This window comes from Paenibacillus pectinilyticus (assembly GCF_001700435.1).
In the GTDB taxonomy this organism is placed as follows: domain Bacteria; phylum Bacillota; class Bacilli; order Paenibacillales; family NBRC-103111; genus Paenibacillus_E; species Paenibacillus_E pectinilyticus.
Genome location: NZ_LYPC01000014.1, coordinates 494257 through 511533, shown reverse-complemented (window position 1 = coordinate 511533; position 17277 = coordinate 494257). Strand labels below are relative to the sequence as shown.

9 protein-coding genes are annotated in these 17277 nt (G+C 44.0%); all 9 read right to left on the bottom strand.

Features of this window, described 5'->3' with window-relative positions:
* Window positions 1-7 precede the first annotated feature (7 nt).
* On the bottom strand, window positions 8-787 hold the full coding sequence (locus A8709_RS09525) for a glucose 1-dehydrogenase (RefSeq protein ID WP_065852124.1): 780 nt from the start codon (window positions 785-787) through the stop codon (window positions 8-10).
* Between the two features lie 18 nt (window positions 788-805).
* Window positions 806-1873 carry a mannonate dehydratase gene (locus A8709_RS09520; RefSeq protein ID WP_065852123.1) on the bottom strand — a complete coding sequence of 356 codons (1068 nt, stop codon included), beginning with the start codon at window positions 1871-1873 and terminating at the stop codon, window positions 806-808.
* Between the two features lie 39 nt (window positions 1874-1912).
* The gene (locus tag A8709_RS09515) at window positions 1913-2590 is read right to left on the bottom strand and encodes an RraA family protein (RefSeq protein WP_065852122.1); all 678 of its coding nucleotides are present in this window, start codon (window positions 2588-2590) and stop codon (window positions 1913-1915) included.
* 79 nt (window positions 2591-2669) lie between these two features.
* Complete coding sequence (locus A8709_RS09510) at window positions 2670-3341, bottom strand: GntR family transcriptional regulator (RefSeq protein ID WP_065852121.1); 672 nt, start codon at window positions 3339-3341, stop codon at window positions 2670-2672.
* Window positions 3342-3444: 103 nt separating this feature from the next.
* Complete coding sequence (locus A8709_RS09505) at window positions 3445-4053, bottom strand: SGNH/GDSL hydrolase family protein (protein WP_065852120.1); 609 nt, start codon at window positions 4051-4053, stop codon at window positions 3445-3447.
* A 37-nt stretch (window positions 4054-4090) separates the two neighbouring features.
* Window positions 4091-6022: a hypothetical protein gene (locus A8709_RS09500; RefSeq protein ID WP_065852119.1), complete on the bottom strand. Its 1932-nt coding sequence runs from the start codon at window positions 6020-6022 to the stop codon at window positions 4091-4093.
* 52 nt (window positions 6023-6074) lie between these two features.
* Window positions 6075-7148 carry a beta-galactosidase BglB gene (gene bglB, locus A8709_RS09495; RefSeq protein ID WP_244163141.1) on the bottom strand — a complete coding sequence of 358 codons (1074 nt, stop codon included), beginning with the start codon at window positions 7146-7148 and terminating at the stop codon, window positions 6075-6077.
* Complete coding sequence (locus A8709_RS09490) at window positions 7148-8932, bottom strand: hypothetical protein (RefSeq protein ID WP_065852118.1); 1785 nt, start codon at window positions 8930-8932, stop codon at window positions 7148-7150. Before A8709_RS09490 ends, bglB begins: the two co-directional genes overlap by 1 nt.
* Before the next feature lie 258 nt (window positions 8933-9190).
* Window positions 9191-17101, bottom strand: coding sequence for an S-layer homology domain-containing protein (locus A8709_RS09485; RefSeq protein ID WP_065852117.1), 7911 nt, complete (start codon window positions 17099-17101; stop codon window positions 9191-9193).
* Between the last annotated feature and the right edge of the window lie 176 nt (window positions 17102-17277).

Below are 17277 nucleotides of genomic sequence, written 5' to 3'. Positions count from 1 at the left end.
CTTACGCTTACCCCTTCAAGAAAAATGGATACAGCGTCATGCCACCATCGACAAATAGTGTAACGCCAGTGACATAACTTGCTTCCTCTGAAGCTAACCACGCAGCAGCTGATGCAATTTGCTTCGGTTCACCAATACGGTTCATTGGAATGAGTGAACGTACAACATCATTTTGCTCGGGGTCGGACAGAATATGTTCATTCATAGGCGTAGCAATGGCGCCTGGCGCGATCGTATTGACACGAATGCCGTGAGGGGCATATTCAAGTGCAAGCGTCTCGGTCAACAGTCTTAACCCACCTTTGCTAGAAGCGTAATGAACGTGGAAAGGCTTTGGAATCTTTTGATGAACACTCGACACATTAATGATATTCCCTTGAATGTTATGTGCCAGCATGTACTTGATCGCTTCACGACACCCAACGAAAGCGCCCGTTAGGTTGGTATCCATGACTTTGTGCCAATCTTCCAAACTTAACTCGTGGGATGGGCAAGTCGTTTGAATGCCTGCATTATTAACTAGAACGTCAAGGCTTCCGAATGTCTCTACGGCCGTGTCAATGAGTCGTTTGATATCATCCTCTTTGCTTACATCCGCACGAACAGCAATTCCCTCTCCACCGGCCATCTTCACTTCTTCCACCACGGCCTTGGCTTTCTCCGAATCGTGATGATAGTTAACGACAACCTTCATCTTTTCTTGTCCAAAGCGAACTGCAATCCCGCGTCCGATCCCTTTGGAAGCACCCGTTATCACCGCTACTTTTCCACTCAGATCCGTAAACATGCGATTTCCTCCAAACTATTATTCGTTATTTACGATAGAAAGGGCTGCCTTCATATAGCCTAATGCATACGCCATACCTGCATGCCATGGTGCTTTACACGTCATCTGCGGCGTATGATCTGGAATGAAAACACCATCAAACTTATTTCTCTTAAAAATACGCAGCGCCTTGATCATATCGATATCGCCCTCATCCACGAACACTTCCTGATAATTCGGCACTTTGCCGATTACATTGCGGAAATGCACGTATCCGATCGCATTTTGCTTGCTGTACTGGTCGATCGCTTCATAGACATTACCATCAGTCATTTCCTGTATGGTCCCCATACAGAATTCCAGAGCATTGCTATGGCTTGGAGCGATATCAAGCAGCTTTTGATACAAATGAGGCTGATTCACCAACCGACCATATCCGCGGATCGTCGGCATCGGAGGATCATCTGGATGAGCGGCCAATCTTACGCCGGCTTCTTCTGCTACGGGAATGAGCTCTTTAAGAAATCGCTCTAATCTCTCCCAAAGCTCAGCCGAGGAAATTGGAGGTATGCAACCTTTCGGTGCGTTAAAATCATACGTCATATTCCAAATCTGCCCGTTCGGAATCGGCGTTTCCTCTGGCCCTTCTTGGAGGTTGAAAGTTGCAGTTACGGCTCCCCCGCGTGCCACTGGACGGTTCACATGTCCCCAAACACCAGCGATACTGAAATTGTAACCAATGATAGGAATGCCAGCTCTTCCTACATTGCGAATGATCATCTTCAAGTTTTCAATCTGAGCATTTCGCGTCGGGCCATCCATAAGGATATCGTACCAATCCGCAGGACTGAAATTTTCGATCGCCTCGAATTCCAATCCTTCTTCATTCATCGATTTCTTTAAGGCGATCAGGCTTTCGTATGACCATACATCGTCGTTGGTTCTTGCAATTCCCATGTTACGGTCTTTATCCGTAGATGGCAAACCTTCAACACCATTGTAGTAATCCACCAAATGAGCAACGATATGCGTACAACCAGCCTGCTTGGCAAATTGAAAATTATCTTTCGTCAATCGATCGCGATATAAACCAAGACCTAGCTTCATGAGAACGCCCCTCTTTTTAAAATGAATTAAATTAGTCCTTTAAAGAATCCCAAAGGTCTTAAAAGCTTCCGTACATAGCATGCCGTCCTGTAAGGCTTTCCTTACCAAATTCTCACCTTCGACCTTTTCCAGTGATTTCACAATCACTTCCTCCTCGATAGCTTGAGGAATAAACACAATACCGTCGATATCCGCAAACACATAATCCCCAGGATGAATGCGTACCCCGTCGATCACAATCGGTTCTTGGTAATGGATTAGATTAACCCGCCCCTTCGAATCTGTTGGTACCTGACCTCTTGCCGCCAAAGGGAATTTCATCTCCAAAATTTTAGCCGTATCACGATTTAAACCATCAATAATAGCCCCTCTGCCTCCGCGTGCTCGGCATGCTGTTGAGATTAATTCGCCCCAGAAAGCAGCCTCATCAGGTGCCCCTGTTGAAACGACAAACACTTCCCCCGGTGAAACAGCGTCGATAGCTTCCATTTGCAATTTGTAAGGCTCCGCTGGAATGTTAAATACTTTGGTGGCTTGTGCGGTGAAAGAACGTCCGCTTATTTTCAGATTAGGATCAATCAAGCGTAGTCCTGCACCGAAGGTTTGATTGCGATAGCCTAAATCATCCAAAATGTCGCCAATAACCGCTGAGTATAATTTTTGCTCCAAAAAATCGAAATCGTATCCTGCAATGGTATTCGCTTTAGTATTGTTCATGTTTTTATCTCCTCCATTAAATTTAGTTGAAATGTGAAATGTGAAATTTCAGTTTTAGTTAAAATAGAAAGGGAACTCGTTATAAGCCCCCTCCATTTTCACTTAAGTGATCAATCATATTGATCTTACTATTTCGAATGTGCTCTTCAAGCTTTGCACAGGCATCTTGTAAATCGTAACGCTTTATTGCTTGGACAATCGCAATGTGTTCGTCATGCCCCGAATAAGAACGTTCATAGCTCTGAAAGAAATAGATCCTTGCAGCATGCAGAAAACTGTTAATTGACCTATACTGCTCCAGCATTCGCTGATTGTCCGCAGCCTGAACAATTTCATGATGGAATCTAACATCCAATTCAAGAAAATTTTCAAATGGAAAAGGCTCTACAGTCAATGTCTCTTTACAACTTTCAAGGATTTCCTCAAGTGTTCCAGCAAGTTTCTGCGCTTTCAACTCCGTAAGATGAGACACGCACCACATCTCAATCATTAAGCGAATATCAGAAACCTCTTCAATATCCGATATGTTTAAACTCGCGACAAATGTCCCAGACCGGGGCTTTACTTCCATCAGACCTTCAAGGACCAGACGATTGACCGCATCCTTCAGTGGTGTTCGACTGATGTTCATTTTTTGCGATAGGTCGTTCATATCTAATCTTTGCCCACCAACAAACTCACGGTTTAAAATCTTTTTCTTAAGTAAATGATATACTTTCTCTGAAAGTTCAGTATGCTCTAATTCGTACATACGCTCCCCCTTTCACAATAAGTAGGGCAATCTGAAATTTCAGATTTCAGTTATATCATAACCACTCCCGTAGATAAATTCAAGTATTTTCCGCTAAAAAATACTACTTGAATAACAATTCACGGACCCCTTTTGCCGTCACGGCAAGGCTACCCTCAGGAATTGGATGAATGGTATCCGGTACCCACTGCCGAAACTGCTCTAGATTGTGCTGTAAAATCGCATTCCATTGTTCAAAATGATCGATTAAGTGCAGCTCTCTTTCTTTGGCAACCAAGCGGTATACATCGTAATAATTATTAAAAGCAGGTCTTAATTCTAGCGAACCCCCTACAGGAGGATTCATGGTCATAAGTACGATCTCGCAAGCAGGATTACATTCAACAATCTGATCAATCATCGATACCAAACGACTTCTGCATTGATCAATAGTCGTTTCATACGGCAAATAAGCGTCGTTAATGGCAAACTCGATAAAAACCAAATCAGGCTTATGAGCGAGTACTTTTTCTGATAAGTTGTCAATCGCCCACTGTGACCACATGGCGGCTTTCGCGCTGTTGATGACGGTAGTAAGTCCAGGATATCGCTCCTGTAGCTGAGTATTCATATCCTCCACCCAAGCTGCTCCATCGGTCAAGCTCGTTCCATAAGTAATGATACATTGGCTTTTGCCAGCTTCAAGATTAGCAATCGTCTTCAAAGCATGCATGAACAAAACTCCTTTGTTCTATGAATTTTTCAACCAGTTACATAAAAGGCAGTCGGCTCACATCATACCCAGTAATGGCAAGCTTCTCATTCGTAAGCGCCTGCCCATTCACCTCCATATAGCGAATTCCTTCGCTGATCGGGCTATATTCACAAGCGAGTGCTACACCTTCTGACTGAAACCGCGTACGTCTCAGCACGGTACGGCGGGAATGCGGGCTTGATAAGTTTTTATCTTCAATCTGCACTTGACTTGCCCTCTCACGAAACGCTTCAAAGCCCTCAGACTCATCTTCACTCGAAACCTGAACGACGAAACCGTTACCTGTTAATACAAATGTTTTCGGATCGAAATCCCGGGCCTCACCTTCATAGTTGTAGAAGGACAACGTCAGATAACCATTCACTCTTTCGACTCGGACAGCGGCCTGTCTGCCATGATTGGTAAGCAGCAGCGGATGAAACGCCATATAAACGGCTCCGTCTTTGACGTAGACCGGACAAGGATCATGACTTTCTCCCGTCAAATCTTCCAGCTTCCGATCCCCCAGCCAAATTTCGTCAGGCTCGCTGTATGGGCATGGCATCAGGATGGTCAGCTTTAGGCTCGTCACCTGCAATCGGCCAAACCGCTTCGGCTTATATAGCACCATAGCTGTCTGTTTGTGCTGGAAAGCCAGCTTCCTTCCTTCATCCCACAATGAAAACTCCGGCGAAGTGCACGTCATCCGTTCATACGTATTCGTCTGGCCGGGCTTTTTCTCATTTACGGTAAACTTGGCGTATACTGCTCGGGCATTGCGCAACGAAGGCTGTGCATGCGGATTACGGCGCAGCAGTAAGTGGAAAGAGTCGGTCTGTACCCCGTTATGAAACTCATGCGTCGATGTACCCAGCGCGTAGTCTTCCGTCATATAGGTCGTATTGCTGCCAACACCTGCTGGATACTCGACCATGTCATCTGCTAATACTGGATCCTGAGGAGATTCCCATGCGTGCTCATCCGAAGAGGAAGAGAATTCCATTGTGCCCGTAACTTCATATGGATAAGTCTTGTTCAACGCATGCTCAACAATCTCTTTCGGGCAATGGAAGATCGTATTTACAAAACTCGCAACAGCCATATGTTGAAACACCATATTGTGATGGATCTCGAATCCCTCCACGCCATCTATGGAAGCAAACAATGTATTGTAAGGATTGACAGCCATTAGATCTCCAAGTACCGTATAAATCGCTGCTTGCTGCGTATGTCCTGTGGAATCGGCCGTATAAGCACGAGAATAGGGTCCTGCTATTTGAGACGTAGCGGGATGCCAACGGGCGAATTGATCCGCCCAAATGCGTTCCTCGCATTGCAAGGCAATTTCTCTCAACTCCGCATCGTCCACTAAATTTGCTATATCCGCCAATGTTTCAAGCTGAATCACCGTATAGGTAGGGCTGTTAAATTCGCTGACAAAGCCCCTGCGAGTAAGCATTTGTTTTAATTGATGCAAACGTTTGATACCAATTTCGATCATATCAGGTCGCGAGAGAAGCTTGCCGCCGAGCAACGTCGTGAAGGTACTCATACAAGGAAAATTGTCATTGACGCCAACAAAGTCCATCTCTTCCAAGGCGCATTCGTCGATGGATTCCTCCACATATGCGTACAGCCTTTTTCTTGCTGCGTCGGTTAGCATCTCATCGCATTTCATAATAATTTGTATCGCGATCTTAGGAGAAAAATGACAGTGTTGATAGTGGCTTAACGCAATAATGGCGTTACCGATCAGGCAAGCGCGCTCCGATCCCTCAGCCAGAAATGCGTACGCAAACCATAATTTTTCCCTGATTCCACCGATTGGCTCCATGCCCGTATACTGGCCTTCGGCATTGAAATCGTGCAAGTGGTAGCGGACGAGCAGGCCGAGAATCTGGTCTGCTCTCTCCTTTTGTCCTTGCAAGTCAAAATAGACCTTCTCCATGTGTACACCTTCCTTTATCCATCAACAGCCGAAAGTGCGATGATCTTCTACTTTAGTGTTCCAATCCCTCAGTCAGCATGAGTAGTGTCATGGATTGACCATACGGCATCGGGCAAATCGGGATGTCGCGATATTCCTGAAGCGTGCGCCCCATTCCTGTGCCGTAGGAAACGCCGTTCACAACGCCTTCCGCATCAATCTGAGATACGACAGCGGCATACGCTTTGGAGCCGACTTCTCTGTAAGACTCAGGCAGGTAACCTTTTCTTACCGCCTTAAGGATGCCATAAGCAAAAGCAGCCGTGGCCGATGTTTCCGTATAGGAATTCGGATCGTCCAGCAGCGTATGCCACATGCCGTTTGCGGCTTGCAGCTCTGCAAGCTTCGCCGCTTGCTGCTCCAGCGCGGAGAGCAGCAGACGTTCAACCGGTTTTGGAAGCTCGATCATTTCCAAATAATCAACGAGCCCTGCCGTGTACCAGGAATTTCCGCGCGCCCACAGCGCTTCGGCAAAGTGATGACGGCCGTTAAAGGTCCAGCCGTGGAATAGCAGTCCTGTACGGCGGTCGGTCAAATATTTGAGATGCATCAGGAATTGATACACACTTTCGTCGATAAAAGATTGCTCATTCAGTATCAGACCCATGCGGCAAACGAACAGCACGGTCATGTATAACGTGTCATCCCACACTTCGCCTTCATTTAAATGTCCCGAAACAACGTGCTGGATACCGCCTTCTTCCGTTCTTGGCATTTCCTTTACCGCATATTCAGCCCATTCACGGCAAAGTGCCATGTAATCTTCACGGCCCGTTTCTTCGGCGAGGAAGCTTAGTGTCAGCATCGGACACATGGTATTTACATTTTTGGAAGGAAGCCCCTCGGCAATTCTACGATCAAACCAGTCGATCAAATACTGCTTGATGTCCTGTCTAGCTGTCTTGCGGTAATATAAGTAAAGGGAGAATAAACCTACACCTTGCGGCCACTCCCAGTTCTCCATGGAAATAATACCGATCGGGCACGTTTCTTCTACAGCGCCGCCTTGCAAATGCTTGAGCTGCCCAATGACTTTTTCAATGATTGCGTGGGTTTCCATTTTGTTAAGATCGATAGTTGTATGCATTACGCTTCACCGCTTTCTATTTTATGGGGATCGACTACAAGCTCTGCCAGCTTCGTGTCTCCTTCAAACAACGTAGCACTTCTGATTTCCATGTAACTTTCTCGTGGAACTTCTCCATCTTTATAAGAAGCCTCTACAAGGCTTAATCGCGCTGCAACTGCCGTTGCTTTACTTACACTACTGATGCCTTCTGCATAATAAATCGCCCAGCCAGCTTCCAACCTTGCCTGCTGTATCAGTTTCGTTTCACCTGCATATAATATCTGCCTTAATCGGAGCGTGTCTCCGTCCAAAACGAGATGAATCACAGGTACTTGGCGAGCAGCCTCACCAAATGCAATGCCCTGCAGCGGTGTGATCAGTACGGCCGAATGCGGATATTGGAGTATGGTCCATTGGCGTCCATCTGCTCCAGCAACTGTGCGCACTTCCCCTGACCAGCGATTCACAACCCACTCATCGGTAAGCTCGCTTGCTTCGTTATGAACTCGGCTCATACTGCGCACAACTAATACCGCGTGGTTCTGCTGAGCCGATCTGAGCTGTGTATCCGGGTACCACGTTTCCTTGAATAGCGCTGGACCTAAATATGCTTTCTGGTAAGACGCTGGGTGCGTTCTTACACGTTCACCATCATGCGCATACCAGCGCAGATAAGAAACCTGGTGACCTTCCACCGCCAGCGATACCGGATACGATTGCCAAGCTAGGCCCCAAGTTGACCATTGATAGGATCCGGCGATGACCGGGAACCGATCAATACTACCAAGTCGCCCAGTAACACCGATCCAGGTGTTTGCACAACTCGAATCCATGATTCGTTCTGCATGGCTTCGTGGGATTGGCAGCTTCGAGACCTCGCTCTCCTTTTGCAGTTCCTCCTCAAACAACAGATAAGACAGACCGTTCCATAGACTTCCACCTGTCTCCGCTTCCACTGAGGATGGCACTCCCAACCCTGCGATCCTCCACATCAGGCTGCTCGGATGCAGTTCGCCTTGCGTATTATAGCTGCGGATCGCAGGAACAAATTCGAAGCCATCATGGAAACGAACATAATTCACTAAGACTTCCATTATGGATTGAATTCTCTCCTGCAATTCGGGATTATCAGCTTGCAAGGAAACACTTGTAATGCGCAATGCATTCATAGTGATCTGAATATAAATTAGGCTGATGTTCTCTCCCCAGCCCCAGCCTCTTTGCTGCGTGTACTCGAGCCATTGCTCGAAGAAAGCTATACCTGCTTGAGCACAATGTGGTAAGCGACGAATTCGCGCAATCGCCAGCAACAGCGCGCCGTCGCTCACGATTTTGTTCGTGTAATAGAAGATCGGCTCCTTTAGCTCATGCTCGAACCAAGCTGCACCGTGATCCATCATTTGATCTAGAAGCTCTCGATGAGCTGCAGGCACACGATCTTCCAAGTAAAGTCTTAGCACGACAAGCGGCATGAGAATAAAGAACGCTGCATTGGAATCATTGACCCTTGTCTCTTCCCGATACCAGCGAAAGCCTCCATACTGCGGATCCTGCTTGTCGGTAAACTGCAAGGCTGCAAGCGACTCGAGGATGTGCAAGCCTTGCTCCTCATCCAGCTCGCCTAAAGCTATACCAACAACATAATAAGCTGCAGTTGTTCTTCCACAATGCGCTTCTTGTGCCTTGGAAGCTTCAGCCGTATGTCCCGGCTTACCAGTGTTCACTAGACCGTCTTCTACTTTCAGCTTACTGCCATACTGCTCCCACATTTCCCGCCAAACCTGATCTGTTAGGATGTTCATCTTTAGGACTCTCCTCTCCTGTTTATAAATCCTCTTACTATTCCACATTTTCAGGACAATGGCCGCTTAACTCTGCAAACTCATTATCTCGTCTAGTCCCCAATCTCACCACTGTTCAATTCCATTTTCTTGTTTTAATGACTGTACGATTTAAAGAAAAGTGTCTATATTCACAAAAAAAGTGAAACTACATTCCCAAGTATAAAAAAAGCAGTGTAGCAGACTGCGAAGTCTACCACACTGCTTAGTATTCTTTTATTATTGCAACAAACGCTTCAAAACCGTTACTGCTTCTGCACGTGTCGAGATGCCTTGCGGATCAAACTCGTCTGCTGTACGCCCGTTGATTAACTGCAGAGATGCTGCAGCTTGAACAGATGCCAGTGACCATGAAGCAACTTTATCTACATCCTTGAATAGTAGCGCTCCAGATGCAACTACTTTATCCGCATGCAGCAAAGCGTAAGCTCGCATCATCATCGTTACCATTTCTTCACGGCTGATCGAACTGTTCGGATCGAAGGTACGCGCATCTTTGCCAGCTACAATACCTGCTTGTACTGCTTTGGAGACAGCATCTGCATACCAAGCTTGGCTTGATACATCAGCAAACGTCATCACGCTTGCATCCTTCAGGTTCAATGCATTAACGAGCATCGTTGTGAACTCCGCACGTGTAATTTCACGGCCTGGTTCGAATGTTGTTTCCGATGTGCCGTTTACAACATGTTTGGACGCCATTTCTTGAATCGCACCGTAAGCCCAATGCGTGGAAGCAACGTCAGTGAACGATTTCGTGAACTCGAGTACCGCGTATTTACTGAAATGATGAATCTCAGCAACAAACTCGCCATTTTCATACTTTCCTCCAATAAATTCAAGTTCGCCGTTATCGCCAATGTAGTAAATTCCACTTAAATTCGGTTTAGCTGTAGGGCTTACTTTCAAGCGAATCGTAATTGGTTTATTGAATTTGGTTAAGTTCGTTTCAGCCCCGTCTTGTGAGACAAGCAACAATTTCAAATCAAACACTTGACCGCCAGTTTTCACTAGATCTTGCTTGGAAATCTTGCCCTTCGCAAGTAAATCTTGAGCTTCAACCTCATTCAATGGTTCTACTTTGACAACAATTTTACTATCCTTCTGATCCGCAGCCTTATCAGCCAGCTGCTTGAGGAGATCAGACGGAACATTCATCGTAAGTTGATCTGAAGAAATCGACAATTGATTCTGACCCAGCAATTCAGCCGTATTAGATGGAAGTACAATTTCCTTCACATCTTTAGAAACTTCAATGACGACTTTGTCAGCATCCGGGGATTTCTTCAATTCGTCTTTAGATACGATAACTTTCTTAGGATCTTCTTTTTTAGGTTCATCTTGTTTCTGCTCTACTGGTGGTGCCGGAACAATCGGGATTTGTTTAAACGTAACATTGATCGTGTGAGCGCTCGTTACGCTAGAGAACGTGTACGTATTGTTCGTTAACGTCGCATCCGCACCGTCTACCGTGAACGTGTCAACCATATATCCGCTGTTCGCAGTAATCGTAAACGACTTAGCCGTTCTTTCTGTCACAGTTACGCTGCCACTTGGGCTAATCGAACCATTGCTGCCTGCTGTTGCCATAATCGTGTAGACCGTCGGCGGTACTGGCGAGAACGTTACATGAATCGTGTGATTGCTGGTTACATTAGTGAACGTATACGTATTATCTGTTACCGTTTCACTTACACCGTCTACAGTTAAGTTGTTAAACAAGTAACCGCTGTCTGGTGTGAATGTAAAGATTGCATCAGAGCCTTGTGTCACAGCTGTGTTGCCGCTAATTGTACCGCCATCACTTGATGTTGTTGTGACTGAGTAAACGTTTGGAGGCAACGGCTTGAATGTAACTTGAATGGTATGATTGCTTGTTACGTTAGAGAACGTGTACGTATTATTCGTTAACGTCGCATCTGTACCGTCAACCGTGAATGTGTCGACTATATATCCACTGTCCACCGTAATCGTGAACGTCTGATCCGCTCCTTCTATTACAGTAACGCTGCTGCTTGGACTAATCGAGCCGTTGCTGCCTGCTGTTGCTGTAATTGTGTGAATAGTCTGCTGTACTTGCTTAAACGTGACATTGATCGTGTGATCGCTTGTTACGTTGGTGAACGTGTACGTATTGTTCGTTACCGTCGAATCCGTTCCGTCTACCTTGAACGTGTCGATCATATAACCGTTGTTCGGCGTGATCGTGAATGTCTTACCTGTTCCTTCTGCCATAACAAAGCTGCCGCTCGGACTAATCGAACCGTTGCTGCCTGCTGTTGCTGTAATCGTGTAAATGGTCGGCGGTACTTGCTTAAACGTGACATTGATCGTGTGATCGCTTGTTACGTTGGTGAACGTGTACGTATTGTTCGTTACCGTCGAATCCGTTCCGTCTACCTTGAACGTGTCGATCATATAACCGTTGTTCGGCGTGATCGTGAACGTCTTATCTGTTCCTTCGTTCACCGCGACGCTGTCGCTTGGGCTGATCGAACCGTTGTTTCCAGCACTAGACGTGATCGTATAAACAGTTGACGCTCTGTGTACGACTACATCTTTGCTTGCTGGTGTAAATGCATAGCCAGGTTTTGAAAGTGATACATTTACATTTCCACCTTCTGGAACAGTTATGTTAGATATTGCTAATGTGTACGTTCCGTCATTGTTGTCTGTTAGAGTGCCTTTCGTAGCACCTGTTACAGTAACATCATTTGCAGTTAAGTCAACATCTACACTTAGTCCTATTGTTAATGTTGTCGTATCTGTAGTATTAGCTAAACCATCTGCTGTTAAAGTATTAAATGTTTGGCTTGACCATATTGCATTTAACGTTGTATCTGCTGTAATTGGCGTTGAAGCTGTTACTGTTGTGCCGCTGCCATTTGCTTGTGTGTTCCAACTAAGGAAGGTGCTTCCATCTTTAATTGGGATTGGTGGTAGTGAAGTTCCAAATGAAGTGTTATTAGCTATCGCAATTTTATTACGTCCAGTATATGTTCCACCGTTTGCGTTAACCGTAACAACATTCAATTTATTCCACTGTGCGTAGACAGTTGTGTCGGCATTAATAGCAATTGTCGGGTCAAACGGAATTGTACCGTCGAAGTCTGTAGTCCATTTTGCGAATTCATACCCAGGTCTTATTGGGTTTGTAAGCATACTTGAATACATACCTGCTGAGCCGAAAGCACCCATTAAGCCTACACCTGTTTTAGTTTTGATTTGGTATGGCGTAGTTATTCCTAAAATAGATGTTTTGCCAAGTCTGTTGGCAGTTGTGTCTATTCCAGTGAGTGCACCGCCATTAGGATCAAATGTAACAGCGCTAGCTGGTGCATATTGAGCATATAGATTCATGTTGTACGTTGTGCTGGCTGTACCGAAATAGAATTGTGTTCCAGTTCCGCCAGCCGCTGTGTTCCAGCCAGTGAATACTTGACCTGCAGGAGACGTTGGGTTAAGAGGGAACCAAATTAGACCAATCGCTGTGCCTACGGCAACATTTGATTTTGGTGTAATTGGGTCAAGGGTACCTCCATTGGCATTATAAGTTATTCCTGCTTTCCATTGCGCTTTATACGATTGCACTGTTGGAAGCACAGGAACAGTTTGGTCAAATACACGTGATACAATAGTAGGATTTGAATTGCTTACTATTGGATTCCAACCCACGAATACGTTACTTGCCTTTGTTGGAATAGACATTGCCCATGGCTTACCTGATTCAGCAACTGTGAAACTTTGTACCGATGTAGAACCATTAAGCGTACCGGCATTTGGGTCTAGCTTTATTGTAAAATTAGTCCACCGTGCATATACGTACATGTCACCCGTAACAACAGTGCTAGCATCTACAGTTGCTCCAGAACCGTCTAACTTGGTGTTCCAGCCTGCAAAAGTTCCATTATAAGGACCTGCCATAGTTGGCAATGTTCCTATTACTGTATTATCTACAACTTTTGTTAGAATGTTTGGATATGCATAAATATAACCTTGAGCATCTATTGTACTGTTATTTATGATGTACGTTACATTCCACGTTTTACCAGCAGGATTTGTCACAAGAGCATTTTGTGTTCTTGCGAGCTCTGCAGCAGCAAAATTGGTAGTTATGGTCGATGCATTTGTATCTGCATTAGCTACTCTGGCTATTGTCAAAGCATTTTGGAATTCGCTCCAGCTATATGGTGTGTAGTTAGTGTTCACAATTACTGCAGCTGATGCAATCGCATCACCTAATGAAGCTGCAGCAGTAATAAGTGCTGCTTGAGCATTTGTAATGTTACTTGTTGCAGTATCAATTAAAGCTTGAGTTGCTACTGCGCTATTTTTCACAGCAGTACCAGCAGCAACAGCGTTTTGTAGATTTTGCCATGTTGCCGCAGTATATGTAGCAGCTGACAAAGCATTTGCATTGTTAATCGCCGTATTGAGATTTGTCAGATTAGGTGATGCAAATAGGTTTTGCTTTGCCGCAACATATGCCGCTACTGCTGTGTCTGCTGCTGTTTGGTCATAAGTTGTATTTACAGCATTCAACTGGTCTATTGCCGCCTGCAATGGTGCGTAGCTTACAGGCGAATAATTAGCTGAAGGGTAACTTGCTGAATCTGTTAAATAATTAGTAACAACTGTTGAAGTTGCCTTTGGAACAAGCAACGCCTCTGCAGCTTGAATATTTTGTATGTCAATATTTGCTTGGTCTTGTTTTAGTCCAGCAACGCCTTTATCAGTATTAGCATTGTCTAGAGCGTTTTGGTATGCTGCCCAAGAAGTTGCAGAATAGTCAGCTGAAACATATTTACTTGCGTATGTGTTAATTGTGCTTGTAAATGCTGCAATATCTGCTGTTGGTACATTAGATGTTGAAACTACCAAATCTTTAAAGTATATGGCAGAGTTCTGCTTATTAGTTGCCTTATTTAATAAGAACTGTATTCTATCAACAGAGCCTGCAGTTGAATTTGTGTAATAAGCTACATTATCGACAACTTTCGTGCCATTAATATATGTATCAAAAGTACCATTACCTGCAGTGCGCATAACAAGCTTAACATTGTCCCAAGCAGTTGCAGATTTGCTATATGCAAAGTTTGTGTTAGTTTGAGTGCTAGCGTTATTTGCATAATAAGCATATTGACTTGAAAAAGGCGACACATTCAATAGGTTACTATTAATCAACTGAGTTGTGTTAAAGAACGCAGCCATGCCCATGTTAAATGTCGCACCCAAATCTTTTGCCATTACCGAATAACTTATTGTAATTGAGCTTCCTGTAACAGTGCCATTTGGAAATACAAACTGTAATGTATCGTGGCTACCATTGGTTAATGTTGAGCCTTTAAGTAGTTGCAGGCAATAATTGCTTCCACCCAAAACTGGGTCTTGAATGACTTTAATAGTGTCATTTGCATCCTTAGCAGTAATAATTGCACCATCTGGCAGACCAGTTTGACCTACAGTAAATGCCGTATTTTTAGTCCATGAAGCGTCATTAAAGGTTGTTTGATATACAGGGTATGCAGAAGAAACTACAAGCCCTGCTTGAGCATCTGTAAGGCTTTTTGTCGCGTTTATAACATCTGCTTGTACTGAGGTTGCGCTATTGTCTACAATATTTGCTACTTTAAGCGCAGTTGTAAGGCTTGCCCAAGAAGATGCGGTGTAGTCACCAGCCCAGTGAGTTGAAATAAACGCTTTGGCTGTTGCTATTTGCGATTTAAGCGCAGTTTTATCCGCTGGTCCAGAAAATACCACAAGCGCAGTTATCGCATTGTCTAAGTTAGAAGTAGCTAAGTCAATATCAGCTTGCGTTGCATTCGTGTTTGATGCTGTGCTTTTTGCGGTTGCAAGCGCTTGTGAGAATGTTGTCCACGTTGCAGCTGTGTAATCTGATTGAACTTTTGAACTTGCCGTTAATATTTTTGCGTTAAGTGTGCTCTTATCAGTAATAACAGTTGGATTCATAACTGTTGTATCAGCCCATCTATAGTCTGCTTGAACACCTGACATATTTTGGATTGCCAAAGCCACTTGAGGGAAAACGGCTGTTCCATTAAATCCCGGAACAAGTGTTCCTTCGATATTAGTTGGAGTGCCAGCTGTAATTCCTATATCTTGAGTAGGACTACCTATTGTCCCTGGGTTTGTTAAGCTTATGAAGTTAGTAGTGTTGTTATAGTAGTTATCATAGTAGTTGTTATGAATTTTATTCGTTATATTTTTAGTTATAATAACTTGCTTTGATTTGCTTACAACATTGTTATAGCAATCAATATTACTAACACCTTCATCAAAATAAAGCGAGCCATATAAAAGAGGTTGGTCGTAAATATAGTTATTGCTTACTGTTGTTTTAACTTTAAAACCCTCAGATCCGTTTACTGGTCCTATTGAGCCAGAGAAATAAATCGCACCGCCATCTTCCAACTTAGTTACTACTTGATGTAAGTAGTTATATTGGAAAGTGTTGTTACCATTAACCGAAGTCTGAGGTACCATGGCATATAAACCATACCCGATGTGAAATCCAGAATATGGAATATTATATATTTCGTTATGAGAGAAGTCACTATTTGTTATCGTACCAGCACCAATAGCAGCAGATGCAAGGTATCCAAAGGCAATATCATGAATTGTATTGTTCTGAACTTTAATGTCATGTTGAAGAAATCTCATATCCCAATTAGACTCATCAGAATAGCCAGGATTGCCTGGAACTGAACCAACAGAGCCTGCGTTTGGAAGTACGAAGGCATTTGCATTACCATAAGTAACATCGCCGATGTTAATAGCCTGCGACGCAATGTCACAGAATAGGTTACCGATGATATTAACGTATGAGTTTGCACTTTCTAAGTATAGAGCAGTGCCACCAAACTTGTAGAATTTGTTTTTAATGAAATTAATGTTATTTGTTTCAAAGAGTGTAATAGCACCGTCCGGTGTACTATCGTTGTTTGTATAATTTGTTCCGCTACGGTTATTGTTGTTTTGTGTATCACTCCACCCGCCGTTTGTATTTGGGAACAACCATGTAGCTCCGCTAAAATTAAGACCTTCGAAAGTTAAACCCGTTACTGCGTTTACAGCAGATGTAAAATCAGCAGTATTCGGAATATTACCCTTAATTGTCATTAATTTTTCAATAGTCGGCACTTCAACTTTGGCAGTTGCCATATCCTCGCCTGCTCTTGGGATGTAGTAGAAGGTGTTAGGCGTTCCGTTGATAGCGCCTGTCTTATCTAAATACCACTCTCCAGGTGTGTCAAGCAATTCGTATGCGTTTTCAATCCATTCAATCTGATTGACATTGGCTATTTTAGTAGCAGCACCTCTCAAGGCAGTTACAACATACCAGTTTGGCTGTTTCATCTTAATATTTGTAGTGCTACCAGAAATGGATACGCTTTGTATGCCTGCACGTGGCATAGTCCAAGAACTGTGAGCTACTAACTCAACATCGCTAATGTTTTTCCATGTTGCTATTGTATTGTTATTAGCTACAGTAAGCCCAACTGTAGTCAGGTCAGTTGGCGAATTTGTGGTTGCATAACCGCCAAAGCTTAAACCACCAAGTTCAGGGAAAGGTCCACCTACTGCAGGAGTAGCAGCCGTGCGAGCGCGAACGCCAGGCTTATCGTTTATGTACAATTCACGAGTATCTATTGTGCTACCGTATGGTGCAGAGTAGATATTTTTTGATGTGTCGTATAACGACCAGCCTGTTAATTGTTTTGCGCCAGTAATCTCAACAGGGCCATCATACGATTTGTAAATAATCTTGAAGCCATTTGTAGCAGAATCAGTTTGTGTAAAATTTAAAGTTTGTGACTGATAATATGTACCAGATGCTATAAATACATTAATATCACCAGTCATGTTTGAGTTCATTGTTGCCACCATATTACGTGCAGCTTCAATCGTTTTAAGTGGTTGTGAAACTGTGCCAGGATTAGCATCATTACCATTTGTCGAAACGTAGATTGAAGCCATTGTCGCAGCGTTGACAGTCTTTAATAAAACATTCCCTGCCGGAACACCCATAACAGCAAGGCAAAATGCTACCACAAGTGCTAGGCATTTTGTAACAACATTATTCCGAGTCTTTCTGCCATTAAATACCATACTCATATCTCCTCATACATAAAATTAATAAACCAAAAAATGTAAACGATTACAAGATAGGTCGAAAATCATGTGATTCACGTGTTGAATGGTAGTCTGACTCCGGTTTTATATCAATCCTACTTTAGCGTTGCTCTCAAAGTAATGGCGTCATATTCGTTTTTCAAAAGTCCGAA

What these genes read in the sequence shown, in the direction of transcription:
- A8709_RS09505 (WP_065852120.1), bottom strand. Translation starts at nt 4,053, where the DNA reads ATGCATGCTTTGAAGACGATTGCTAATCTTGAAGCTGGCAAAAGCCAA.
- A8709_RS09490 (WP_065852118.1), bottom strand. Translation starts at nt 8,932, where the DNA reads ATGAACATCCTAACAGATCAGGTTTGGCGGGAAATGTGGGAGCAGTAT.
- A8709_RS09515 (WP_065852122.1), bottom strand. Translation starts at nt 2,590, where the DNA reads ATGAACAATACTAAAGCGAATACCATTGCAGGATACGATTTCGATTTT.
- A8709_RS09525 (WP_065852124.1), bottom strand. Translation starts at nt 787, where the DNA reads ATGTTTACGGATCTGAGTGGAAAAGTAGCGGTGATAACGGGTGCTTCC.
- A8709_RS09520 (WP_065852123.1), bottom strand. Translation starts at nt 1,873, where the DNA reads ATGAAGCTAGGTCTTGGTTTATATCGCGATCGATTGACGAAAGATAAT.
- A8709_RS09500 (WP_065852119.1), bottom strand. Translation starts at nt 6,022, where the DNA reads ATGGAGAAGGTCTATTTTGACTTGCAAGGACAAAAGGAGAGAGCAGAC.
- A8709_RS09510 (WP_065852121.1), bottom strand. Translation starts at nt 3,341, where the DNA reads ATGTACGAATTAGAGCATACTGAACTTTCAGAGAAAGTATATCATTTA.
- bglB (WP_244163141.1), bottom strand. Translation starts at nt 7,148, where the DNA reads ATGCATACAACTATCGATCTTAACAAAATGGAAACCCACGCAATCATT.
- A8709_RS09485 (WP_065852117.1), bottom strand. Translation starts at nt 17,101, where the DNA reads ATGGTATTTAATGGCAGAAAGACTCGGAATAATGTTGTTACAAAATGC.